This is a genomic window from Brucella sp. NBRC 14130 (assembly GCF_040371715.1).
GTDB lineage: Bacteria > Pseudomonadota > Alphaproteobacteria > Rhizobiales > Rhizobiaceae > Brucella > Brucella intermedia.
On record NZ_BAABTE010000011.1, the window covers coordinates 101,204 to 123,841 of the forward strand.

Below are 22,638 nucleotides of genomic sequence, written 5' to 3' on the forward strand. Positions count from 1 at the left end.
GGGATCGCTTGTTGAAGAATTGGCGTTGGAGGTTCTCGTGAGTATAAACTTCAGATCATCGGGTATATCTGCCATGCGCATGTCGACGCGGCGCATCCTTGTCGCCGGTGGCGCGGGGTTTCTTGGCTCTCATCTTTGCGAACGTCTTCTGAACGAAGGCAACTTCGTCGTCTGCGTCGATAATTTTTCGACGGGGCGGCTTGAGAACCTGCGCAATCTCCTGCGTTACGACACGTTCAGCTTCGTGCGCCACGATATCGTCAACCCGATCGATCTGCCGGTGGACGAGATCTACAATCTGGCCTGCCCGGCTTCGCCGCCGCATTATCAGGCCGATCCGGTGCATACGATGAAGACGAGCGTCATCGGCTCGCTCAACCTGCTTGAGCTTGCAGCGCATTACCAGGCCCGGATTTTTCAGGCATCGACTTCGGAAGTCTACGGCGATCCGCAGACGCATCCGCAGCCGGAAGCCTATTGGGGCAATGTCAATTCCTTCGGCCCCCGGTCCTGCTATGACGACGGCAAGCGCTCCGCCGAAACGCTGTTCTACGATTTTCACAAGCAATATGGCGTCGATATCCGCATCGTGCGCATCTTCAACACCTATGGCCCGCGCATGCGGCCCGACGACGGGCGCGTCGTGTCGAACTTCATCGTTCAGGCCCTCAAGCGCGAAGACATCACCATCTATGGCGACGGCTCGCAGACCCGTTCCTTCTGCTATGTCGATGACCTGATCGAAGGCTTCAGCCGGCTGATGAACAGTCAGGTCCGCAAGCCCGTCAATCTGGGCAATCCGGGAGAATTCACCGTGCGTGAACTCGCCGAGCAGATCATTGCGCTGACTGGTTCGTCATCGCGGATCGTCTATCGTCCGCTGCCGACCGACGATCCACGCCAGCGCCGTCCGGACATCATGCTCGCCAAGCGCGAGCTTGGCTGGGAACCGCAGATAGCGCTTGTCGAAGGGCTGAAGCAGACGATCGCCTATTTCGAACGCCAGCTTGTCAGGCCGACGGGCGAGCTTTTCGAGGTGGCGAGATGACACGGCCGACCATACTCGTCACCGGCGGTGCGGGCTTCATCGGAAGCCATACGGCGAAGCTTCTGCATGAGAGCGGATTCTCGCCGGTCGTCTACGACAACCTGTCGACGGGTCACCGGTCTTCCGTGCGCTGGGGCGAGTTTGTCGAGGGCGACACGCTTTCCCAGGATCAGCTTGTCGCCGCCATCACGACCTTTGATCCGGCAGCCATCATCCACTTTGCGGCCTCGGCCTATGTGTGGGAATCCGTCACGGACCCCGCGAAATATTATCGCAACAATGTCGGCGGCATCCAGTCCGTCCTGGAGGCCAGCCGCCTGACGGGCGGACGCCCCGTCATCTTTTCATCGAGCTGCGCCACCTATGGCATTCCGGATGCGCTGCCGATCCGCGAGGGTGAAATGCAGCGTCCCATCAACCCCTATGGGCGCACGAAGCTGATCGCCGAACATATGCTGGCCGATTATTCGGCAGCCTATGGCTTGCCCTATGCGGCACTGCGCTATTTCAACGCCTGCGGCGCCGATCTGGATGGAGAACTGGGCGAAAGGCACGATCCCGAAACCCATCTGATACCGCGCGCCATGCTGGCTGCGGCGGGAAAGGCCGATTGCCTCGAAGTTTACGGCGATGATTACGAAACGCCGGATGGCACCTGCATCCGCGACTATATTCATGTCGTCGATCTGGCGCGGGCGCATGTGCTTGCGGTCGAACATCTTCTGAATGGCGGCGGAAACCTCGTTCTCAATCTGGGAACCGGGCGCGGAACATCCATCAGGGAAATCGTGGATGCCATAGATCGGCTGACCGGCCGCAGGGTGCCCGTCGAAATGCGGCCGCGCCGGGCGGGCGACCCGCCCGTGCTTTATGCCGATCCGTCGGAGGCTGCGGCAAAGCTCGGCTTCCGCACGCTCCATTCCGATCTCGACACGATCATCCGCACGGCTGCGCCCTTCTTTGGGCTGGAGATGCGGACATGACACGGCGCGATCTTCATCCAGTCACTGGTTGCGATACAGGCGAGACGGAACCCTTGCTGGCGCCGATCTTCACTGGCCGCAAGCGGGTGGAGTATGTGGTTGGCATTGTCCTCTGGGCCTTCACCCTCGCCTATTTCTGGCAATGGTGGCTCATCAGCGCCACGCCCAATCACCTTGCGGGTTATATTCTGGTGACGGCGCTCCTGGCCTGGATCACGATCCTGCCGCTTTATTTCATCACCATTTTCTTCCACGCGGCGCGCCCGACCGGGCCGCTTCGCATCCCCGCCGGAAGCCGCGTTGCCATGGTCGTCACCAAGGCGCCGTCTGAGCCGTTCGAGGTGGTGGCTGAAACCTTGCGCGCCATGCTGGCGCAGGATGTGCCGCACGATACCTGGCTTGCCGATGAGGACCCTTCGCCCGCGACGCTTGCCTGGTGCCGGGAACATGGCGTGTACGTTTCCACGCGCAAGGGACGTGCCGACTATCATCGGCAAAGCTGGCCGCGCCGCACCCGGTGCAAGGAAGGCAATCTCGCCTTCTTCTACGATCACTATGGCTATGAGCGCTATGATTTCGTGTCGCAGCTCGATGCCGATCATGTGCCTGAGCCGGGCTATCTCTTCAACATTCTGCGGCCCTTCGCCGATCCCTCGGTCGGTTATGTTTCGGCGCCGAGCATCTGCGACCGCAACGCCCACGAAAGCTGGTCGGCGCGCGGACGCCTCTATGCCGAGGCCAGCATGCACGGCTCGCTGCAGGCCGGTTACAATGGCGGCTTTGCTCCGCTCTGCATCGGTTCGCACTATGCGGTGCGCACGGCGGCTCTGAAGGAAATTGGCGGTCTTGGACCCGAACTCGCCGAAGATCATTCTACGACCCTGTTCATGAATGCGCATGGCTGGCACGGCGTTCATGCGCTGGATGCCATTGCCCATGGCGACGGCCCGCGCACCTTCGCCGATCTTGTGACGCAGGAATTCCAGTGGTCGCGCAGCCTCGTGATGATCCTGCTGCAATATACGCCGGCGCTGATCGGCCGGCTGCCGCTGCGCCTCAAGTTCCAGTTCCTGTTCTCGCAGCTCTGGTATCCGCTCTACGCATTCTTTCTGTCGCTGGCATTCGTCCTGCCCATTGCCATCCTGTGCTATGGCGACAATTTCGTCAGCGTCACCTATCCCGCCTTCCTGACGCATTTCCTGCCGCTATCGCTCGTCACCCTGATGCTGGCATTCTGGTGGCGGTCCAGCAAGACGTTCCGCCCGGTGGACGGAAGGATTCTCAGTTGGGAAGCGATGCTGTTCCTGCTGGCGCGCTGGCCCTGGCTTATGGCTGGAACCTTCGCCGCCCTTCGCGACTGGCTGACCGGTTCCTTTGTCGATTTCCGCGTCACGCCGAAAGGTTCGTCGGAAGTCGATCCGGTGCCGCTGCGGGTGATCGCGCCCTATGCGCTGATCTCCGGCCTGTCCATCCTGCCGGTGCTTCTCGTCAGCGAGGCGGACCAGACGCGCGGCTTCTTCGTCTTCGCCATCCTCAATGCGTGTCTCTACCTGTTCCTGATGGCGATGATCGTCATCCAGCACACGCGGGAAAATCAGGTGCGGATGACGAGCCGCCTCTATCGACCCGCCATGGCATGCAGTTTCACGGCGCTGGTGGCGCTGACCGGCTTCACCACTGCCGAACGCGGGCGCGACGGCATCGAGGCTCTGAGCTGGGGCACGAAAAGCTTCACGCTCTTTGACGACCGCTTCTCGGTTGCAGGGGCTGGCAGAGGCGGGCGCGACGTTCACCGTACAGTCTTCAACCCACGCTGGCGCACCGGTGCGGCCAGCGCAGTAAACTAGGCGAAAGAGGCGCGACGATTATGAAGATCGCTGTCATCGGTACGGGCTATGTCGGATTGGTCAGTGGCGTGTGTTTCGCGGCCTGGGGACACGAAGTCGTCTGTGTCGACAAGGACGAGCGGAAGATCGTCCGGCTGGAACGCGGCATCGTGCCGATCTACGAGCCGGGGCTGGAGGAGCTGGTGGAACGCAACTTCGCCTTTGGGCGGCTCCGTTTCACGACCGATCTGGCGGAGGCCGTCAAGGGCGCGTCGGTTGTCTTCATTGCCGTGGGAACGCCTGCGCGCGCTGGCCACGGGGATGCCGACCTGTCCTTTGTCTATATGGCCGCTCGTGAACTCGCCCCGCTGATCGACGATCATAGCGTCGTGGTGATCAAGTCCACCGTTCCGGTCGGCACTGGCGATGTGGTGCAGAAGATCATCGGTTCGGTCAAAAGGCCGGGAAGTTTCTCCGTCGCATCCAATCCCGAGTTTCTGCGCGAGGGCGTGGCCATCGGCGATTTTCTGGAGCCGGACCGCGTCGTGATCGGCGTCGAGGATGAGCGCGCGCGCTCCATGCTGGTGGCCCTTTACGCTCCGCCGCTCGAACCCCGGCAGACGCCGATCCTGATCACGCAGCGGCGGACGGCGGAACTCATCAAATATGCCGCCAACGCCTTTCTCGCCACCAAGATCACCTTCATCAACGAGCTGGCGGATCTGTGTGAGGAAGTCGGCAGCGATGTCAGCGAACTGGCGCTCGGCATGGGGCTGGACAAGCGTATCGGGACCAGTTTCCTGAATGCGGGGCCGGGCTATGGCGGCTCCTGTTTCCCGAAGGATACGCTTGCGCTGCTGCGCACCGCCCAGGACCACGGGGTGGCCCTGCGGCTGGTCGAGGAAACGGTCACGGTCAATGAAGCGCGCAAGCGCCGCATGGCGCTGAAGGTGCTGGATGCGCTTGGCGGCAGCGCCGAAGGCCGCACGATTGCCATCCTCGGCCTGACGTTCAAGCCCGACACGGACGACATGCGCGACGCACCGTCCATTCCGCTTGTCGAAACCTTGCAGCGTTTTGGCGCCAGCATTCGCGCCTATGATCCGGCGGGGATGGAGAATGCCCGCCGCCTGCTCAGCGACGTCGAGTTCCATGACGACCCCTATGACTGCCTGAACATGGCCGACGCCGCCGTGGTCGTGACCGAATGGGACAGTATTCGCAAGCTCGACCTCGCCCGGATGAAGCAGACCATGCGGGACCCGGTAATCATCGACCTGCGCAATGTCTTTTCACCGGCGATTGCCGGGAGCCTGGGTTTCCGGATTTCGACAATCGGCCATCCTGTTCAACAGCGGCAGGAAAGAAGAGCAACAAACGTTCTGCCGCAGGCGCGCATCCGTCAATCGCAAGAACCTTTGGCGGGTGCGCGCAACCTCAAGGTCGTGGGAGGTTCAAATGAAACATTTGAAGTTTGAGGCGAGGTTTGAGGGTGGGCGGACCCTGTCGTTGCGGAGCAGGCGCGTTCTGCCACTCCTCATCGTGCTTGCCGGGATCAGCGCGCCAGCCGGTGCATCGCCATCCGCAAAGGATGGGCTGCCTGACGGCGCCCGCCCGATGACGCCTGCCGAGCTTTACATGCTCTATCACGACAAGAGCTGGCAGTGGACCGATGGTTCCGGGCGCATGGAAAGCCAGAACCGCCGGTTCACCGCGCGGGTCGATGGCGAGAAGGGCAAGGCCTGGGCCGAAGGCCGCTGGCGCATCACAAGGTCGGGGCAGATGTGCTTCGATGCGAAGTGGCATATGGATGAGGGTGTATTCCCCAACAAGACCTGTTTCTCCCACCGCATCGCCGATGGGACCATCTATCAGAAACGAGAGCCGGACGGCGTCTGGTATGTCTTCCGCCATGCGGGCGGAAACAAGGATGACGAGGCGCGCAAACTCATCTCCATCGAAACGATAACACCGGACAGGGAAGCGCTGAATCTGGCGCTGCCCGTTGCCCAATCGCCAACGCAATAAAGGAGGCGGCGATGAAAACCTCATACAAACTAGCAACAGCCATTCTTTGCGGCGCGCTGCTTTCAACAGCCGTCTACGCCGCCAGCGGTGTTTCGGGTGCCACTGTCGACACCCGCAGCATGTTCCACGACAAGCGCCCGGTCATCACTCCGCAATCCATCACCTTCGGAGCCTATGATCCGCACGGGGATTTCACCAATGATCCCAATTCACGCATCGAGCATCTGTTCCTGCCGTGGGAGGATGTGGACCTGACAAGCCTTTCGGCGGCGGACGCCTATGCGCAGGAACGGGGCCGCGAGCTGCTGATCACCGTGGAACCGTGGTCGTGGGCCCGCGACTGGCGCGTGGTGCCAGACGATCTGCTGAGCGGCATTGTGGGTAGCCGTTACGATTCAAACATGGCAGCGGTCTGTTCCGCTGCCTCGAAGCTGAAGAGCCCGGTCACCATTCGCTGGGCGCAGGAAATGGATGACAAGGCAGGCCAGTTCACCTGGTCCTACTGGCCGGCGCAGGGCTATATCCGCGCCTATCAGCATGTCGTCAATGTCTGCCGCAAATCCTTGCCACACGCCAAATATATGTGGTCGCCAAAGGGCGAGGAGGGGTTGGAAGCCTATTATCCGGGCGATGGTTATGTCGACGTGATCGGCCTCTCCGTATTCGGTTACGAACCCTACGACATGCTGGAACTGGGACGGGCATCCACCTTCGTGGAACGCGCCAAACCGGGCTATGACCGGGTGGTGGGTTTCAAGAAGCCGATTGTCATCGCCGAACTCGGCTATGAGGGAAGCGACGCCTATGTCCGCGCCTGGGCGCAGGAAACCAACAAGCCGCAGGCCGAATTTCCCGCGCTGACCGCGGCGGTCTACTTCAATGACCGCGAAGTCTATCCGTGGCCACGTGGTGTGGGTCGGCCCGACTGGCGGGTTGCAAACCATCCGCTTGACTGATCCGGCGAAGCAAGTGCGTCCCGGATGAGAAACCGCATCGCACCTTTGCTGGAAATGATCCAACGTCTGAACAGGATTACGACAATGTTTTCGATCCGTTTTAGAACCGTCAGCACGGCACAGTCCGTTTTCCGGGCCGTACTCCCTTTGGCAGTGCTTCTCGTGGCAAGTGCTGCGGAAGCAGCGCCGAAGCCGAAGGCCGACGATCCGGTCGCCATCGAGGCTGCGGCGGCATCGCCGCTGTCAGCCACGGCGCTTGAGGCGCTTTATTCCGGCAGAACATGGAAATGGAAGGATGGCGGCGGCTATTTCTCCGCCGACAGACATCGCTTCACCGCCTGGTCGCAGAAGGGCAGGGCGTGGTCCTATGCCGAGGGGAGCTGGTATGCCACCGACAATGGCAAGCTCTGCCTGCAGGCCTATTGGGTCAACAAGATGAGCGGCGACGGTGACACGACCTGCTTCCTCCATCGCGAGAAGAACGGCGTCATCTACCAGAAGCGTTCGCTGGGCGGCACATGGTACGTGTTCCGCAACAATCCGCAGCGCCCGACCGACGAGGCCGCCAAGCTCCTGCGGGGCGACCGCATAAGCAAGGGACTGGCGCGCATGAAAGCCGATGCGAGCTGATCGCGAGGCGAACATGCCGGCTCGCCGATCTGTATGGAGTTCCGGCGAGCCGGTGTGACTGGCGCGTTTCGCGCTTCACCCTAGTTGCGGTTGAAGCAGCGGGATTTCTGCCCGAAACCGCTCGGCGTGCACACAAGGGACGTACCGCTCGCATATTGCGAGGCGGAAACCTTCATGACTTTCGCTGATCCCGGCTTGTTGTAGCGAACCTGCCCGTTTGTCTCGACCTTGGCACGATAAACGGAAATCGTTTCGCTTTTCTGCTTGCGGGCATCCTTGGCTTCTGCACCCGCCGTCAGGCATAATGAAGCGGAAAGTCCAACCACTATAGCGGCAGCCCATTTCAAGCTTTCGCGGCGCACAGTATATGCAAATACATTGTTCATGCGATTGCCTCCGGTTGTTATTACCGTGCTTTCTATCGGATGCGTTTTAATATTCTGGCCGGATTTTCATGAAAATTTTCATCAAATGGGATGCAATGATCTTCCGTCACAGACCAATTCCGGTCAGTTCCGGGCGAAGCCGGAAAAACAGGTCTTCGCTGTGCATGAGGATACCGGCTGCCGCTTCCAACGGATAGCTGACAGATAATGTTCCGGCTTATTTTGATTTTATACGCGCAAATGCTAATATCCAGCCATGGTCTTGGGATGCGGTCTGCGCGCCCTGGCCCCCGGTTTGGTTTTGGGAGTTGCCGTGACATCCCCGAGCGACAAGGCCACGAGTGATCTGAAGCCGGAATTTGTGGAGCGCCGCCAGTCAGCGCGAGTGCCGCTTGCGAGGCTTGGAGAAGAAGCCCGAAGCACCAATATTCTGGCCCCGCTGGTCTTTACGACCGAACAATTGGACCCCTCCGCGCAGTTTTCCGCATGGCAGCAGCATGTGGCTCCCCTCTATGATGTGCGCTTGCCGGAAGGCGTCAGTGCCCGGGACGGCTTTGCCGTCAGCCAGAAAGTCTGGGACCTGCGCGGGATGCTGCTGATCGAACAGGCAGCCCCTCCGTTCAGTTACGAGCGCACGCCGGAAAAAGTTCGCTTCAGCCCGATAGATCACTGGCAGATCAGTTTCCTGCGCTCCGGCCGCTCGTGGACCTCGGTGGATGGCCGGGTGGCGGAAAACGAACCCGGCATGATCAACATCCGTTCGTTCGGCTACCCGTTTCGCGGTCGGGCGCTCGCGACCGAAGCCGTGCTGCTGATCATTCCGGTCGACCAGTTCGCGGGCCTCGGCGGCATGCCGGAAGCCTGCAACAATGCGACGCTCGGAGGCTATCGCGCCAAGCTCCTCATCGATTTCGTATCGACAATCCAGACCGGGCTGGACCGCATAACAGCCGAAGACCTGCCAGAATTGCGCGACGCCTTGCGCCAGCTCGTGTTCGACACCATCGTTCCGCTGGTGAGGGAGAGCGATGCGAACGCGCACGGCGCTTCTCTGGGGCTGATGACCCGCGCCCGGCGTTTTATTCAGAAAAACCTCATGTCCCGCGATCTCACGCCCGACGCGCTCAGCAGGGAGCTGGCGATCTCGCGCACGCATCTCTATCAGCTGTTCGAGGGCTCGGGCGGGGTGCTCAACTATATCCGCCAGAAGCGGTTGTTCGCGGCGCATGAAATGCTGGCCGATGCCTCGGAAAATCGCAAAGTGTCGGATATTGCGCAATTGCTGGGCTTCGAGACCGCGGCCAATTTCACGCGGGCTTTCACGCAACATTTCGGCTACAGCCCCACCAATGTCCGCAAAGCCCTGCCGCGAAACGACGGCACCGGCGACAGCCAGCCCGATGCGAACCGCTCCGTTACATTCGCCCACCTGTTACGCACACTGGCCATGTTCGACACATGACGGCGTAAACGCACGGGGTTTGCGCTCCGGCTATTCCTGATGGCTCTATCGAACATGGATCGCATCGTGGGAAGGGAGAGGAAACCGGCTGCAACTGTGGCAGCGCCTGAACCGAATATTGAATATTATTATCGTTCAACGCCTGATCGGCAAGCTGAAATAGAGCCAATTTCTTACACTTGCTTTTGGGAAAGATTTTGCAGACGCTGTGGTCTTGCCTCCCATTGGGGAGGACACAAGGGAGGAAAGACATGCAGCATTACAGACTGAAATCGCTTTCCCTTGCCGCGGCCATTGCCGTTGCAGGTCATCTGCCTTCGGCTTATGCGGCATCGCCAGCCCCCGCCGAAGGCCAGAACGGCATGGTGGTCACGGCACAGCATCTCGCCTCGCAGGTCGGCATCGATGTGCTGAAGAACGGCGGCAATGCCGTCGATGCGGCAGTTGCGGTCGGCTATGCGCTGGCGGTCGTTTATCCGACGGCCGGCAATCTCGGCGGCGGCGGTTTCATGACGATCCGCTTCAAGGACGGCAAGAGCACATTCCTCGATTTTCGCGAGCGCGCGCCGCTCGCCGCGACCAAGACCATGTATCTGGACAAGGATGGCAAGCCGGTCGAGGGCGCCAGTACTGAAACCTATCTCGCCGTGGGTGTGCCGGGCACGGTCGCCGGCCTCGAGGAAGCGCGCGAAAAATACGGCACCCGCAAGCGCGAGGAACTGATCGAGCCCGCAGTGAAACTGGCGAAGGACGGCTTTGCGCTGGAACTGGGTGATATTCTCTCCTTCGCCGACGGCAATGAGAGACTGGCGAAAGACCCGGCTGCTGCAAAAATCTTCCTGAAGGACGGAAAGCCGATCGGCCTTGGCGAGAAGCTCGTCCAGCCGGATCTGGCGAAGTCGCTCTCGGCCATTTCGGAAAAGGGCCCGTCAGCCTTCTACAAGGGAGATATTGCCGATCTGATCGTCAAATCCAGCAAGGAAAATGGCGGCATTCTCGCCAAGGAGGATTTCGAACAATACAAGGTCCGCGAACTGGAACCGGTCAAGTGCAGCTATCGCGGCTATGATATCGTGTCCTCGCCGCCGCCTTCCTCCGGCGGACTGATCATCTGCGAAATCCTCAACGTGCTCGAGGGCTATCCGATTTCCTATCTGGGCTATGGCTCGGCGGAAACCACGCGTTTGATGGTGGAAGCGATGCGCCACGCCTATGTGGATCGCAACACGGCGCTGGGCGATCCGGATTTCATCAAGAACCCGATCGAGAAGCTTACCAGCAAGGCCTATGCCGCTGAAATTCGCAGCCGTATCGATCCTTATCGCGCCGGTGTCAGCGAGGCGCTCAAGCCAGCCGAATTCAAGGAATCCAACGAGACCACGCATTATTCCATTGTGGACAAGGACGGCAATGCCGTCGCCGTGACCTACACGCTGAACGGTTCGTTCGGCACGGCCAAGGTGGCCGAAGGCACCGGCATTCTGCTCAACAACGAGATGGACGACTTCACCATCAAGCCGGGCGTGGCCAATCTCTATGGTCTCATACAGGGCGAAGCCAATGCCATCGAACCGCGCAAGTCGCCGCTGTCCTCTATGAGCCCCACAATCGTGTCGAAGGATGGCAAGCCGTTCATGGTCATCGGCAGCCCCGGCGGTTCGCGCATCATCACGATCACGCTGGAGGCGATCATGAGTGTCATCGACCATGGCATGGACATTCAGGAAGCTATCGATGCGCCCCGCATTCATCACCAGTGGCTGCCTGATCGGGTCTATATGGAAGCGAACGCGCTTTCGCCCGATACGATCCGGCTGCTGACCGGCATGGGCTATACGGTCGGCGAGGACCATAACTGGCCGGTCTGGGGCGAGGCGGCAGGCATTCTCGTCGGCGGCAAGAACATGGCGGCCATCGAAAAGGGCGGCGACAACCGCTATTACGGCGCCATAGACAGCCGCGCCGTCGCTGGTGCCGCCATCGGCTATTAGAGCGGTTCCGTTTGCTGGAAATGCTCTAACCCGGACCGCTCCGGCGCCTGATCGCTCGAACGAGGAGACGAGACAATTCACGTCTCCTCAGCATTTGAGGCCGTAGCGGATCAACCGGCGTTTTTGCCGTTGATCCGCGCAGTCTTCAGAATCTCGATGACCATTTCGGAGGCCTTGTTGAGCGAACCCACCGGCAGGAACTCGTAGATCGAGTGGAAGTTGTGCGCGCCGCAGAACAGGTTGGGGCAGGGCAATCCCTTTTCCGAAAGCACAGCGCCGTCATAACCGCCGCGCATCGGCAGCGGCGTCGGCTCCACGCCTATTGCCTTCATGGCGTCCAGCGCCAGCGCGACCGGATAACGATTTTCGCCTTGCAGGCTCTCGGCTGCGTTGCGGTAGACGGCCTTGTAGTCCACGTGAACCGTGCCCTCGCCATGGAGCTGGTTGAAGCTTGCGGCGAGGTTTTCAATGAAGGCGCGGCGCGCCTCATACCCGTTCTTCGTGAAATCGCGGATATCGATGACAAGGGTTGTCTCCGCCACCGCCCCCTGAATGCCCTTCGCCCAGTAATAGCCCTCGGTGCCTTCCGTATATTCGGGACGCTCGCCTCCCGGCATCATTGCGATGAATTGCTGGGCGTAGAGAATGGCATTGCGCAACTTGCCCTTGGCCGACATCGGATGCGCCGGCTGGCCCTTGAAGGTGAGGCGGAACTCACCGGCATTCCAGTTCTCATAAACGATCTCGCCAACCGCACAGCAGTCGAGCGTATAGGCGAAATCGGCATTGAGGGAAGCGACGTCGAGGGCCTTGGCGCCAAGCAATCCGATTTCCTCATCGGGGACGAAAACGACCTTGACCGTACCGTGCTCGATTTCGGGATTGCCGGCCAGCACCTGCATGGCATGCATGATCTCGGCGATGGCGGATTTGTTGTCGGCCCCCAGCAGGCTGGTGCCGTCCGTCACGATGATCCTGTCACCGACATAGCGTTCGAGTTCAGGAAACTCGGCCAGCCGCATGGTAGCGCCGGTGGCCTGGTTGAGCACGATATCGCCGCCCTTATAATCCACGACATGAGCGTGGGTGTCGGTCGTATATTCGCTCGACGTATCGAGATGGGCGACCCAGGGAATTGTCGGAAACCGCTGGTCGCCGTTCGGGACATTGGCAGGCAAGGTGCCGACGACGATCGAGTGGTCACGCTCTTCAACCTCCATCCCCATGGCGCGCATTTCGCTGGCAAGCAGCTTTGCGAGATCGGTTTGTCCGGCGCTCGACGGGAGTTTCCCCGCATTGGGCACGGCGGTCGTGTTGATGCGGGTATAGGCTAGAAAGCGGTCTACGATATCCATGTCATTCTCTCGAATATTGGTCAGATGCGGCCCCGGATTCAGCCGGGGCCCAAAGAAGATAGCGGGCGTTCAAAGCGCGCTTCGATCTGGTTGAATCAGTTCGGCGCTCTGAACCTGTCTTTTCGGAGCATGATCCTGATCGATCCCGCTCACTCCGGTCGGATCATGCTCCATGCCCGCCAACCGGAGTCGGTCGCCAGTCATCGGGCCAGTCATCCGGCCTGTTATGCGGTCAGGCATCCGGCAAGCGGGGACAAGCCTTATTCCTCGATATCGACGTCTTCAAAGAGATAGCCGCCAAAGGGATCGATGCGGAAATCGCGGACCTTCTTGCTGATCGGCTGTTCGACGATCTGATGGGCGATCGTCAGCCACGGCGCCTGTTCCTTGAACACGACCTGCGCCTGTTCGTAGAGCTTGGTGCGCTCGGCCTGATCGGTCGTCAGCTTGGCCGCCTGAATGAGCTTCTCGAAATCCTGATCGCACCAGTTGGCGCGATTGGCGCTGCCGATGGCCTTGCAGCTCAGAAGCGCGGCGAGGAAGTTGTCGGGATCGGCAATGCCGCCGGTCCAGCCAAGCATGACGGCGCCATCGCGGTCCTTGTCCAGCGAACGCTTGAGATATTCGCCCCAGTCATAGGTGACGATTTCGGCCGTTACGCCCACCTTGGCGAAATCGGACTGGATGAGTTCGGCAGCGCGGCGCGCATTGGGCATATAGGGCCGCTGCACCGGCATGGCCCAGATTTTCATCTTGAGGTCCTTGACGCCTGCCTCATCGAGCATCTTGCGCGACTGTTCGGGATCGTAAGCGTCGTCCTTGACGTTCTTGTTGGAACCCCAGACGCTTGGCGGCAGCGGATTGACCGAAGGGACAGCCGAACCCAGATAGACCGCATCGATGATCGCGGCCTTGTTGACCGCCATGTTCAGCGCCTTGCGGACACGCACATCGTCAAACGGCTTCTGCTGGGTGTTGTAGGCGAGGAAGGAGAGGTTCAGCCCTTCCTTGTGCAGCATTTCGACAGCCGGGTCCTTCTTCATCTCCGCAATGTCGGCCGGGTTCGGCGCGGCAATGACATGGCATTCGCCGGACTTCAGCTTCTGGTAGCGCACAGCCGCATCGGGCGTGATCGCGAAGATCAGATTGTCGATCTTTTGCTTGCCCGCCCAGTAATCGGGGTTGGCCTGATAGCGGATGGCGCTATCCTTCTGATAGGCGACGAACTGATAGGGACCGGTTCCGACCGGCTGCTGGCTGAACTCGGAGATGCGGCCTTCCGCGACGAGCTTGTCGGCATATTCCTTGGACTGGATGACGGCAAATGTCAGCGACAGCGTGGAGATGAACGTCGCTTCCGGATGCGCCAGCACGAACTTGACGGTGTGATCGTCGATTTTTTCGATCTTCTCGATCAGGGAAGGAAAGGAGTAGGCCCCGAACTGCGGCCACGTGCCCTGATTATAATAGGGATTGTCCTTGTTTCCCTGGCGGTCGAACGTGAAGATCACGTCATCTGCATTGAATTCGCGCGTCGGGGTAAAGAAGCTTGTGGTGTGGAACTTCACGCCCTTGCGCAGGTGAAACGTATATTCCTTGCCATCGGCGGAAACGTCCCAGCTTTCCGCAAGGCCGGGTTCCAGCTCGGTCGAGCCGCGCTTGATCTTGATGAGCCCGTTGGACACATTGCGCGCCGAAGCATCATAGACGGCGCCGGATGTCGTCTGCGCCGCGTCGAACATTTCGGGAGATGCCTCGGAGCAATAGATCAATGTCTTGGCGAAGACCTGTCCAACTGCCGTGCTGTTGAGCGCAGCCGCGACCAGCGCGGCTGAAAATAGTTTTCCGTATGTGTTCATGAGGCTGCATTCCCTTGCTGACGACGCGACCGACCTTCGGTGGTGTGTTGTTCAGTATCGACTTTTCCAGATGATTCTAAACAGCGGTGCGATTTTTATATGAGCGCGCAAAGCTGCATGAAGCAAGCCGGTCTTTGGAGTTCCAGCCGCAATTCGCTATTGCCGGGCTTGCGGGACGGCATTTGCCAGCGGTGGGAAACTCCAATAGTTTTGCACCTGCCGATCGAATGATAAACGTAGCCGATGCGATATTCTGCCTGGGCAGGCTGATACCGGGATGCAATTCATGAACTTCAATAACAGAAGCACCCGGGGAAATTTCCGCTCTGCCCTATTGCCGTTTTTCGTGTGGCTGCTGATCAATCTCGTGGCGATGGGCGGCCTTGTGATCTACCAGCGCGCCGCACTGTTGTCCGAGCTTCAAGCCGCCAGTTTCACGTTGCACCGCGAGGCCTCGCAGCGCGCAGGCCAGCACGATGCCCATCTGACCGCGCTTTCCACGATAGCCCAGTCCAAGGCGCGAACCGCCGATGTGTCGCAGAACGATGTCTTTCTCGAAGTGGCGGGGACGATCACCCGGTTCTATCCGCGCATCGACGAAATTCAACTGGTGCCGATGGACCCGGCCCTGCCCGTGGCCGGCACCAGAGCGCTGGAACCGGAACTGGCCGACACCATACGGGCGGCCGTCCGTTCCTATCGCGGCCTTCCGGAATTGCTGGCGCCATCCGCGCGGCCCGGCCACTACATGATGGTTAAACGCAGCCCCAATACCGACAATCCGCATGACGGTCTCACATTGTCGATCGATGCGGGGAGCCTCATCGGTTCCGACGATGCGTTCTGGAGCGGCAAAGGTGTCGCGCGACGCATCCTCATGCCCGATGGCACGGTTCTTTTCAGCCAGCCGGCCTCCTTTGACGATGTCGATTTCTCCAAGAAGCTCGGCAGTGCCTCGCAGCCGCTGCTTTTCCAGACTGCGCTTGCCATGAGTTGGGGCGACCTGCTGCCGTTTGACCAGCTGATACCGCTTCTCATCCTCACCAACCTGTTGTTCTTCGGCGGATTGTTCATAGTTCGCCAGACGCAACGCACCCGCCATGCGGAACGCCGCGCGGAGCTGAGCGGCTTCGAGGCGCGGCTCGCCCATGCCTCGCGGGTCAATACGATGGGCGAAATGGCAAGCGGCATGGCGCATGAGCTGACGCAACCCCTGACCGCCCTTCTTGCCGGCGCGCAGGCAGGGCGCCGCCTGTTGAGCCGCAACAATACGGCAGCTCTCGCCGGAGCGCTGGACGATATGGTGGAACAGGCGCGCCGGGCATCCGCCATTCTGGACCGCCTGCGCAACTGGTCTCGTCCGCAGCGCCGGCAGACGACACGTGCCGACCTGCGCCTGTCGCTTCAAAACGTGCAGACCCTGCTCGCCTCGGAAGCTGCCCGCCGGGGCGTCAAGGTCGAGCTTGGGATGCCGGAGACACCGGTGATGGCAGCGGTCGATCCGGTGGAAATGGAACAGGTCATGTTCAATCTCCTCCGCAATGCGATCGAATCCTTTCATGAGGACGATCAGGACCGGCGGGTCAACGCGTCCCTGAAAGCCGATGGAGCGGTGGCGGTTCTGGAAATTGCGGATAATGGTCCCGGCGTCGCGCCGGATTTGTTGCCGCGCCTTTTTACCCCGTTTACTACAAGCCGTCCTGAAGGGACCGGCCTCGGCCTGGCCCTCAGCCAGCGGCTGGTCGAGCGTTTTGGCGGAGAGATTTTCTATATCCCACGGGAGCGCGGCGCGCTGTTTCGCGTTGTGCTGCCAATCGCCGAAGAGACAGGAAGTTAAGAGAATGGTTCAGCCGGTCTATCTTGTCGATGACGATGAAGCAGTGCGAAAGTCGCTCAGCCTGCTTTTGTCGACCATAGACATGGAGGTCAGGAGTTTTGCCGATCCGTCTGCATTTCTGGCGCAGCTGCCCCGGTTGAAGCCGGGCTGCATGATCTTCGATATCCGCATGCCGGTCATGACCGGCCTGAAACTCCAGGAACTTCTGGCCGGACAGGAAATCGACTGGCCGGTGATCATCATTTCGGGCCATGGCGACATCGAAGCCTGCCGCCGTGCCTTTCGAAACGGCGCGGTGGACTATCTTTCCAAGCCCGTCGATGAGCAGGATCTCATCGATGCAATCCAGAAGGCGCAGCAACTGCTGGATCAGCGGCTCGGCAGCAAGGCGCTGCGGGCCGAAACACTGGCGCTGCTGGACACGCTGACGGCGCGCGAGCGTGAAGTGCTTGGCCGTATCGCGCAGGGGTTCACGACCCGGCAGATTGCCGACGGGCTTGAACTGTCGCCGCGCACGATCGACAGCCATCGCGCCGCCATCGGGGCGAAACTGGGCACGACCTCGCAGGCGGAAATGACGCGCTTGTGGCTGGAAGGGCAGTCCACTCCGTAGAACTACCGAGAAGTTTGTAAGAGCTACGGATTTCGCCGCTCGCCGACGAAAACTAAATGTTCCTCATCACAACCGAGGAACGACCATGATCCGTAAACTTGCAATTGTCGCCCTGTCGATGTCTCCCGCTACCGCTTTCGCCCAGACCCTCCCCACCACGCCTTACCTGCCGCTCGATCTGGCAACCAAGGCCGCACAGGCTGCGCTGGATGCCTGCGTCGCCAAGGGCAGCAATGTGAGCGTCGCGGTCGTGGCGCGCGACGGGGCAACCAAGGTTCTGCTCAAGGCCGATCTTTCCGGCCCGCATACCGGCAACAGTGCCGAAGGAAAGGCATTTACCGCGGCCGCACTGGGCCGCGACTCGGGCGAGCTTGCGGAGTTCATCGCTTCGAAGCCAGCCAATAACGGCATGCGCGACATGGATTCGCGCTTCGTTATCCAGGCGGGCGGCCTGCCGATCAAGATCGGCGACGCGCTGGTCGGTGGCATCGGGGTCGGCGGCGCACCGTCCGGCGCGATTGACGCGGAATGCGCCCTTGCCGGTCTGCAAGCCATCGAAGCCAAGTAAAATGACAGGCAGGGCCGGACATTGTCCGGTCCTGCCTTTATGTGCCCAACGGCAACTCCCCGACGCCCGCGCCCTGATCGCCGCAATCCCTGCAAAAGCCGTGCCGTTCAAGGAATATGGCTTGCATCGGGGCGCGGGGGCTGATTTTCTGCTCGCCAAAGCCGACGCATCGACGGCTTCGTGGCCGGCGGAACACCGCATCTGCGGATTTTCTGACACGCTTGTATCGCAGACGAAAATCGGCACCGTGACCTGCGGTGGGCGGTCCATCCTGCGCGAACCGGCCCGAAACGTCGCATGCTCGGGATAATGCGGAGGGGAAAGAATGGCCGCAAGCCCGGCAAAGCGACTGACGACATTCGGTATGGTTATTGTGCGTGAAGCGGTCGGCGTCTACTGGACGCTGATCAAGATCATGCTGCCGGTGATGGTGCTGACACAACTGGCTATCGAAATGGGGTTGATCAAGGCCATCTCGCCCGCCTTCGCCCCGGTCATGCAGTTCGTGGGCCTGCCGCCGGAGGCAGGTTTCGTCTGGGCGATGAACCTCCTGGTCGGCATCTGGAGCGGGGCCGTGGTGATGTTCGCCGTCCTGCCGGTCGACACACTCACCACAGCACAGGTGACAATCCTCGGTTCGCTTTTCCTCTTTGCCCATGCTCTTCCCATCGAACAGCGTATTGTGCAGAAGGCGGGTCCGCGCCTGATCGTCTCGACGCTGATCCGGCTTGGCGGCGGGCTTTTCTTCGCCTGGGGGATTAACCTGATTTCCAGCCGCACCGGATGGCTCGCGGAACCCGCTGCCCCGAACTGGGTGCCCGGCCATTACGATGCGAGCTGGACCAGTTTCGTGGCGGATACGGCCTCCACGCTGGTCTGGATATTCATTGTCCTGCTCGGTCTGGTTGCCGTGCTGAGAACAATGGATGCCCTTGATGTAACGCGCTTCCTCAACCTGCTTCTTTCGCCCCTGCTGCGCCTGCTCGGCATAGCGAAGGACGCCGCTCCGCTAACGGTGGTCGGGCTGGTGTTGGGACTGTCTTATGGCGGGGGCCTCATCATTCGTGAAGCGCAGCGCGGCCATATCCAGCCTCGCGACGTCTTTCTGGCGTCGAGCTTCATGGGGCTCTGTCACAGCCTGATCGAAGATACGCTGATCGTCGTGGCTCTCGGTGCGGATATCTACGTGGTCCTGTTTGGCCGCCTGATTTTCTCGGTTCTGCTGGTTGCAGTCCTCGCAAGGCTTCTGCGCGGAACGGGCGATGCCTTCTTCTTCCGGTTTCTTTACCGGGACAGGATGCATGGCAAATCGCGGCTGCAATACGGGGCGGCGGCAGAGGGCCCACTGGATTCGTAGGCGGAGATTTCGGAAGCTTCAGATGTGACAGCGCGCTTCAGCTCGCACAAAAAAATCCCCCACGCGAGGGCGTAGGGGTAAGGGATGCACAGTGATGGGTGGAAGCAACCGAGGGGAAGCGCTTCCATGAAAACAAATAATCAAAATAGTATTCTGAGGCTGAACGGAGTCCTAATCTGTTCGTGCTATCAATATGGATAGAAAGCACCTTTCTCACCTGCAAATCAATCGCAACAATTAGAGGGAGAAAAGTTGGGACCTTTAATCTGGAGCTGGAAGCAGGCGGGCAAAAGGAACCCCGGTGCCCTTGCCGCGCCGGGGTTGTGCGCGGCAAGGGCCAATCTATCACCGGCTTTGCACGCAGGAAGTGCAAGGAAAGGCTGGAAGGTGGGAAATCCCATGGTTGCGGGAGGGCATTCTGGGTCGCATCTGGCTCGGAACAGCCGGAATTTCCGTGACCTGAGCGCATCTGAAAAGTGTGAAACGCTTTTCGGAACGGGTTGCGACGAAAACCCGGCACAATCGATATTTGGAGGGCCGTCAATGTTCCATTGCGGGTCGCAGGAACAATGCCTCGGCTATTGTCGAAAGATCCTTGTGGCGAGCGCTCAGCACGAAACCGGCGAAGCGCTGGCTGTCCAGTCTGGGATTTTCGGGCAGGGCGAATATGAAGGGTATGGCACCCCGTTCCAGTTGGTCGATGAGCGGGAGCACCGCGTCCGGTTCCAGCGCGACATCCATGACAACGGCGTCCACCGCGCCGCCTTCCAGATAGTTCAGCGCCTGGCTGGCAGTGCTGACCGGACCAAGCACGATGGCTCCGGCATTTGTCAGCCTGGCTGCCGCTTCTTCCGATAGCAGGAACCCGTCTTCAAAAACCAGAATGCGTTTTCCCGAGAACAGGCGCATAATATCATCATTAGACTTATTCATTACAAACAGTTGGCCATGTCTGGGACCAAATGACAAGATGCCTCGTGCTGAATTCACATCACGGGCCAAAACACGATAGCGCGGGACAATACGCCTGAAAAACACTGTCTAGGCTCCCTCCATGATATCGTGCAGTTTGTGGCGGGCGCGGTGCAAGCGGCTTTTCACCGTGCCGATCGAGCAATCGCAAAGCTCTGCGGTACGCTCATAGCTTTTGCCTTCCAACACCACCATCGCCAATACCCGACGATATTTATGAGGCAGGGTCGCCATCGCGGTCTGCACATCATGGGCTTCAAGGGTCAGTTCCTGCGAGGCTTCCACCGAGACTATCGGAGAGACGCACTCGACGGCGCCTGGTGCTTCGCGTTTTTGAATCCGTATCCGGGTGCAGAACGTGTTGCGCATGATCGTAAAAAGCCACGATTTCAGCGGCGAATAAGGCGTGTACTTTTCCCGGTTGGCCAGGGCTTTCATCAGGGTTTCCTGAACGAGATCTTCCGCGTCTTCCTTCTGGCTGTAGAATGTGCGGGAAAAAGCGCGAAGCGCCGGTATCATCTCGACGAGATGTTCCGGCTCCAGCATGTAGTCGGGATCGGGGGTGAACGACATCGCAGTGGCCTTTCCGAACCAGCGTCCGGTTAGAGGATGGGGCGGCCCAAGGCCGCCCCTTTAATTTACGAATTCTTATGGCTCTGCTGGCCTGCCTTCACATGCTGTTCGTGGCTTCCGCCACGCGAAGATGACTGCTGCTTGTCGCCGCCGCCTCCGCTGCTTGCTTGCTTGCCATCGTTCTTGTGGCTCTGCTGGCCGGCTTTCACGTGTTGTTCGTGTGTGCCACCTTGCGTGTGATTCTGTGCCATTCTCTTTCCTTTCAGTGGTTCCAGACCAATGATTTTGGGAGTGGAGTTTGTCGCGCGTGACATAAGCCTAACCTTGAGGCCGGGAGGATGTTCCAAGAAAAAGCCTGTAACAAACTTCACGTTTCGGACGTGCACCCGAACTCCGCAACCTGGCCAAGTTCCTTCAGGAACATCGCCCGTTCGCGGTCGTAGCCGCTCCTGCCGCGCAGCCGCAGCAGATAGGAGGGGTGGATGGTCACAAAGACGTGGCGGTTTTCGTGCTGCAGGCGACGGCCGCGCACGGCGGCTATCTTCACAGGCTTATCAAAAACGGCGCGGGCGGCCACGGCTCCCAGCGCAACGATGATATGCGGCGACACTTGTTCGATTTCCTGCTCAAGCCACCAGCGGCAGGCTTCTATGTGGCTGGTCGACGGGCGCTGATGGAGGCGTCTCTTGCCGCGCTGGATGTGGCGAAAATGTTTGACGGCGTTGGTGATGTAGCACCGTTCGCGCTCGATGCCGACTTCGGCGAGACAGGCGTCGAAGACCTGGCCCGCAGGACCGATCAGCGGGCGCCCTTCGATATCCTCCTTGTCGCCGGGTTGCTCGGCGACAAAGAAAATGCCGGCCCCGACAGGGCCTTCCCCGAAAACGGTCTGTGTCGCATCCTTGTAGAGCTCGCAACGCCGACAAGTCTGCGCTTCCGCGCAGACTTGCTCAAGGGTAGGCTGGCTATGTGAAATTGCCGGGGCGGGGCTTGTCATTGCCGCCCCGTGGCAGAGGGCGGCGGCTGCGATTCCGTGGATGCGGGTGGTGTGCTGTTGTCATCCATGAAACCGCGCCCCGGACGCATTTGTCCGTAAAGTTCCACCGCGCCCCAGACAATCATCGCCAGTATCAGGCTGGAAACGAGGATTGTGAGGATACGCCCTCCATTCAAACCTTGACGGGCCTTGCGCGGATCTACCTCTTTCATTGGCCGATCCACCTAGCCCCAGCGCTGACGTTCGCGTTCGATCTCGTCTGCCGTGTAGGGCGCAGCCGACGCATTGAAGCTCTCCCATCCTTCCTCCAGATAAGCGTCGCGGCGCTGGCCGATATTGACACGTCCCCAGTCTTCCAGAATGGCTTCGACCTTCTCGCGCTCGCTTTCGTCGCAGCGGACCGCGACCAAAGCGCTGCCTCGGCGAATGGCTTCGCTATAGGCCTGCGCCTCTTCCTCGGGTACGCCGGTATCAACGAGGGCGCCAACGATACCGCCTGCGACGCCGCCGGCTGTCGCGCCGCCAACGAGCCCGACCAGCGTGGCGGTCAGCCAGCCACCTGCCACGACCGGGCCGACGCCGGGAATGGACAGAAGGCCAAGCCCCGTCAGCAGTCCGGCACCGCCGCCTGCGACCGCGCCGAGACCGGCCCCGGTTTCGACGCCCGTCACGGTGCTCCCGTCCCCTTTCACGGCATCATCTGCATATCGACCATCGGTATTATTCGAAATCAGGCTGATATTGTCCGAAGAGATCCCCGCTTCCTCAAGGGAACGAACGGCGTCCATTGCTTCATCATAATTGTCGAACAGACCTGTGATATAAGCCATTTTCATCTCCTTTAATTCGGTTGCCGGTTACAGCCGGATCACTGCGTGGTGATGTTTCCCTGGAAATCGAAAAGAACCTTCACGGGCTGCCCGTTACGCGCAGCATCGGCGCGCCAGACGCCATCCTCGCCAAGCTGAAGGTGCATGATGTTGGTGTAGCCTTCTTCGGTCAGGCGTTCCTTCACCTGATCTTCGGTAAAGCTGTTCTGTCCCGGCACGGGCGCCTTGGGGTTTTTCTCTCCGGGTGTCGTCACAGCAGGTGTTTGCGGGTCACTGGAGGGGGCAGCGGTTTGGGCAAAAGCTGCCGGCGTGATCACCAGGAAAACCGCGCTTGCGCAATATCGAATAGACTGTTTCATCGTAGGCT

The 22,638-nt window shown here is 60.1% G+C and carries 24 protein-coding genes; 14 read left to right on the forward strand and 10 right to left on the reverse strand.

The window, feature by feature from the left end; all coding sequences use genetic code 11:
- Window positions 1-79: 79 nt before the first annotated feature.
- The 7 genes from ABWW28_RS20175 (at window position 80) to ABWW28_RS20205 (ending at window position 7,471) form a co-directional block, all read left to right on the forward strand.
- Window positions 80-1,048, forward strand: coding sequence for a UDP-glucuronic acid decarboxylase family protein (locus ABWW28_RS20175; RefSeq protein ID WP_353391881.1), 969 nt, complete (start codon window positions 80-82; stop codon window positions 1,046-1,048).
- Entirely contained in the window at window positions 1,045-2,031 is a 987-nt protein-coding gene (gene galE / locus ABWW28_RS20180) for a UDP-glucose 4-epimerase GalE (RefSeq protein ID WP_176588254.1), read from the forward strand. The genes ABWW28_RS20175 and galE overlap by 4 nt, the downstream gene beginning before the upstream one ends.
- Entirely contained in the window at window positions 2,028-3,878 is a 1,851-nt protein-coding gene (locus ABWW28_RS20185) for a glycosyltransferase (protein WP_113342392.1), read from the forward strand. The genes galE and ABWW28_RS20185 overlap by 4 nt, the downstream gene beginning before the upstream one ends.
- A 20-nt stretch (window positions 3,879-3,898) precedes the next feature.
- Window positions 3,899-5,335, forward strand: a complete 1,437-nt coding sequence (locus ABWW28_RS20190; protein ID WP_113342391.1) for a UDP-glucose dehydrogenase family protein — start codon at window positions 3,899-3,901, stop codon at window positions 5,333-5,335.
- On the forward strand, window positions 5,316-5,885 hold the full coding sequence (locus ABWW28_RS20195; protein ID WP_113342390.1) for a DUF995 domain-containing protein: 570 nt from the start codon (window positions 5,316-5,318) through the stop codon (window positions 5,883-5,885). Before ABWW28_RS20190 ends, ABWW28_RS20195 begins: the two co-directional genes overlap by 20 nt.
- Window positions 5,886-5,896: 11 nt before the next feature.
- Window positions 5,897-6,841, forward strand: a complete 945-nt coding sequence (locus ABWW28_RS20200) for a glycoside hydrolase family 26 protein (protein ID WP_176588256.1) — start codon at window positions 5,897-5,899, stop codon at window positions 6,839-6,841.
- A gap of 84 nt (window positions 6,842-6,925) precedes the next feature.
- A complete protein-coding gene (locus ABWW28_RS20205) occupies window positions 6,926-7,471 on the forward strand; it encodes a DUF995 domain-containing protein (RefSeq protein ID WP_113342388.1) in 546 nt (181 codons plus the stop codon).
- Window positions 7,472-7,551: 80 nt separating this feature from the next.
- Here the strand turns inward: ABWW28_RS20205 and ABWW28_RS20210 are convergent, their stop codons facing one another.
- A complete protein-coding gene (locus ABWW28_RS20210; RefSeq protein WP_006469554.1) occupies window positions 7,552-7,857 on the reverse strand; it encodes a hypothetical protein in 306 nt (101 codons plus the stop codon).
- Between the two features lie 313 nt (window positions 7,858-8,170).
- On the opposite strand from ABWW28_RS20210, the gene ABWW28_RS20215 reads away from it, so the two are divergent.
- Complete coding sequence (locus tag ABWW28_RS20215) at window positions 8,171-9,319, forward strand: helix-turn-helix domain-containing protein (protein ID WP_244637692.1); 1,149 nt, start codon at window positions 8,171-8,173, stop codon at window positions 9,317-9,319.
- 251 nt (window positions 9,320-9,570) lie between these two features.
- The gene (gene ggt, locus ABWW28_RS20220; RefSeq protein ID WP_113342386.1) at window positions 9,571-11,310 is read left to right on the forward strand and encodes a gamma-glutamyltransferase; all 1,740 of its coding nucleotides are present in this window, start codon (window positions 9,571-9,573) and stop codon (window positions 11,308-11,310) included.
- 110 nt (window positions 11,311-11,420) lie between these two features.
- Here ggt and pepT read toward each other — a convergent pair whose 3' ends face one another.
- Both pepT and ABWW28_RS20230 read right to left on the reverse strand, forming a co-directional pair.
- Window positions 11,421-12,665 (reverse strand): peptidase T, encoded by a 1,245-nt coding sequence (gene pepT / locus ABWW28_RS20225; protein WP_353391863.1) that lies wholly within the window; start codon window positions 12,663-12,665, stop codon window positions 11,421-11,423.
- A gap of 260 nt (window positions 12,666-12,925) precedes the next feature.
- Window positions 12,926-14,524 carry an ABC transporter substrate-binding protein gene (locus ABWW28_RS20230; protein WP_353391865.1) on the reverse strand — a complete coding sequence of 533 codons (1,599 nt, stop codon included), beginning with the start codon at window positions 14,522-14,524 and terminating at the stop codon, window positions 12,926-12,928.
- A gap of 286 nt (window positions 14,525-14,810) precedes the next feature.
- On the opposite strand from ABWW28_RS20230, the gene ABWW28_RS20235 reads away from it, so the two are divergent.
- From ABWW28_RS20235 to ABWW28_RS20255, 5 genes are all read left to right on the forward strand, one after another.
- A complete protein-coding gene (locus ABWW28_RS20235; RefSeq protein WP_113342435.1) occupies window positions 14,811-16,361 on the forward strand; it encodes a sensor histidine kinase in 1,551 nt (516 codons plus the stop codon).
- A gap of 4 nt (window positions 16,362-16,365) precedes the next feature.
- Window positions 16,366-16,974 carry a response regulator transcription factor gene (locus ABWW28_RS20240; RefSeq protein ID WP_006470794.1) on the forward strand — a complete coding sequence of 203 codons (609 nt, stop codon included), beginning with the start codon at window positions 16,366-16,368 and terminating at the stop codon, window positions 16,972-16,974.
- An 85-nt stretch (window positions 16,975-17,059) separates the two neighbouring features.
- On the forward strand, window positions 17,060-17,542 hold the full coding sequence (locus ABWW28_RS20245; protein ID WP_006469547.1) for a GlcG/HbpS family heme-binding protein: 483 nt from the start codon (window positions 17,060-17,062) through the stop codon (window positions 17,540-17,542).
- A gap of 1 nt (window position 17,543) precedes the next feature.
- Window positions 17,544-17,852, forward strand: coding sequence for a hypothetical protein (locus ABWW28_RS20250; protein WP_162750353.1), 309 nt, complete (start codon window positions 17,544-17,546; stop codon window positions 17,850-17,852).
- 15 nt (window positions 17,853-17,867) lie between these two features.
- Window positions 17,868-18,899, forward strand: coding sequence for a nucleoside recognition protein (locus ABWW28_RS20255; protein WP_113342384.1), 1,032 nt, complete (start codon window positions 17,868-17,870; stop codon window positions 18,897-18,899).
- Window positions 18,900-19,439: 540 nt separating this feature from the next.
- Here the strand turns inward: ABWW28_RS20255 and ABWW28_RS20260 are convergent.
- From ABWW28_RS20260 to ABWW28_RS20290, 7 genes are all read right to left on the reverse strand, one after another.
- Complete coding sequence (locus tag ABWW28_RS20260) at window positions 19,440-19,832, reverse strand: response regulator (protein WP_025091833.1); 393 nt, start codon at window positions 19,830-19,832, stop codon at window positions 19,440-19,442.
- Between the two features lie 108 nt (window positions 19,833-19,940).
- Complete coding sequence (locus ABWW28_RS20265) at window positions 19,941-20,444, reverse strand: sigma-70 family RNA polymerase sigma factor (protein WP_006470797.1); 504 nt, start codon at window positions 20,442-20,444, stop codon at window positions 19,941-19,943.
- A 65-nt stretch (window positions 20,445-20,509) separates the two neighbouring features.
- Window positions 20,510-20,695, reverse strand: a complete 186-nt coding sequence (locus tag ABWW28_RS20270; RefSeq protein ID WP_006469543.1) for a hypothetical protein — start codon at window positions 20,693-20,695, stop codon at window positions 20,510-20,512.
- Between the two features lie 116 nt (window positions 20,696-20,811).
- Entirely contained in the window at window positions 20,812-21,441 is a 630-nt protein-coding gene (locus ABWW28_RS20275; RefSeq protein WP_113342382.1) for a UdgX family uracil-DNA binding protein, read from the reverse strand.
- Complete coding sequence (locus tag ABWW28_RS20280) at window positions 21,438-21,653, reverse strand: hypothetical protein (protein ID WP_025091830.1); 216 nt, start codon at window positions 21,651-21,653, stop codon at window positions 21,438-21,440. The genes ABWW28_RS20275 and ABWW28_RS20280 overlap by 4 nt, the downstream gene beginning before the upstream one ends.
- 12 nt (window positions 21,654-21,665) lie before the next feature.
- Window positions 21,666-22,271, reverse strand: coding sequence for a hypothetical protein (locus tag ABWW28_RS20285; protein ID WP_113342381.1), 606 nt, complete (start codon window positions 22,269-22,271; stop codon window positions 21,666-21,668).
- Window positions 22,272-22,309: 38 nt separating this feature from the next.
- Complete coding sequence (locus tag ABWW28_RS20290) at window positions 22,310-22,630, reverse strand: PepSY domain-containing protein (protein ID WP_113342380.1); 321 nt, start codon at window positions 22,628-22,630, stop codon at window positions 22,310-22,312.
- Window positions 22,631-22,638 lie beyond the last annotated feature (8 nt).

Coding starts and splice junctions, on each gene's coding strand:
- ABWW28_RS20175 (WP_353391881.1), top strand. CDS start 80: ATGTCGACGCGGCGCATCCTTGTCGCCGGTGGCGCGGGGTTTCTTGGC.
- galE (WP_176588254.1), top strand. CDS start 1,045: ATGACACGGCCGACCATACTCGTCACCGGCGGTGCGGGCTTCATCGGA.
- ABWW28_RS20185 (WP_113342392.1), top strand. CDS start 2,028: ATGACACGGCGCGATCTTCATCCAGTCACTGGTTGCGATACAGGCGAG.
- ABWW28_RS20190 (WP_113342391.1), top strand. CDS start 3,899: ATGAAGATCGCTGTCATCGGTACGGGCTATGTCGGATTGGTCAGTGGC.
- ABWW28_RS20195 (WP_113342390.1), top strand. CDS start 5,316: ATGAAACATTTGAAGTTTGAGGCGAGGTTTGAGGGTGGGCGGACCCTG.
- ABWW28_RS20200 (WP_176588256.1), top strand. CDS start 5,897: ATGAAAACCTCATACAAACTAGCAACAGCCATTCTTTGCGGCGCGCTG.
- ABWW28_RS20205 (WP_113342388.1), top strand. CDS start 6,926: ATGTTTTCGATCCGTTTTAGAACCGTCAGCACGGCACAGTCCGTTTTC.
- ABWW28_RS20210 (WP_006469554.1), bottom strand. CDS start 7,857: ATGAACAATGTATTTGCATATACTGTGCGCCGCGAAAGCTTGAAATGG.
- ggt (WP_113342386.1), top strand. CDS start 9,571: ATGCAGCATTACAGACTGAAATCGCTTTCCCTTGCCGCGGCCATTGCC.
- pepT (WP_353391863.1), bottom strand. CDS start 12,665: ATGGATATCGTAGACCGCTTTCTAGCCTATACCCGCATCAACACGACC.
- ABWW28_RS20230 (WP_353391865.1), bottom strand. CDS start 14,524: ATGAACACATACGGAAAACTATTTTCAGCCGCGCTGGTCGCGGCTGCG.
- ABWW28_RS20235 (WP_113342435.1), top strand. CDS start 14,811: ATGAACTTCAATAACAGAAGCACCCGGGGAAATTTCCGCTCTGCCCTA.
- ABWW28_RS20240 (WP_006470794.1), top strand. CDS start 16,366: ATGGTTCAGCCGGTCTATCTTGTCGATGACGATGAAGCAGTGCGAAAG.
- ABWW28_RS20245 (WP_006469547.1), top strand. CDS start 17,060: ATGATCCGTAAACTTGCAATTGTCGCCCTGTCGATGTCTCCCGCTACC.
- ABWW28_RS20250 (WP_162750353.1), top strand. CDS start 17,544: ATGACAGGCAGGGCCGGACATTGTCCGGTCCTGCCTTTATGTGCCCAA.
- ABWW28_RS20255 (WP_113342384.1), top strand. CDS start 17,868: ATGGCCGCAAGCCCGGCAAAGCGACTGACGACATTCGGTATGGTTATT.
- ABWW28_RS20260 (WP_025091833.1), bottom strand. CDS start 19,832: ATGAATAAGTCTAATGATGATATTATGCGCCTGTTCTCGGGAAAACGC.
- ABWW28_RS20265 (WP_006470797.1), bottom strand. CDS start 20,444: ATGTCGTTCACCCCCGATCCCGACTACATGCTGGAGCCGGAACATCTC.
- ABWW28_RS20270 (WP_006469543.1), bottom strand. CDS start 20,695: ATGGCACAGAATCACACGCAAGGTGGCACACACGAACAACACGTGAAA.
- ABWW28_RS20275 (WP_113342382.1), bottom strand. CDS start 21,441: ATGACAAGCCCCGCCCCGGCAATTTCACATAGCCAGCCTACCCTTGAG.
- ABWW28_RS20280 (WP_025091830.1), bottom strand. CDS start 21,653: ATGAAAGAGGTAGATCCGCGCAAGGCCCGTCAAGGTTTGAATGGAGGG.
- ABWW28_RS20285 (WP_113342381.1), bottom strand. CDS start 22,271: ATGGCTTATATCACAGGTCTGTTCGACAATTATGATGAAGCAATGGAC.
- ABWW28_RS20290 (WP_113342380.1), bottom strand. CDS start 22,630: ATGAAACAGTCTATTCGATATTGCGCAAGCGCGGTTTTCCTGGTGATC.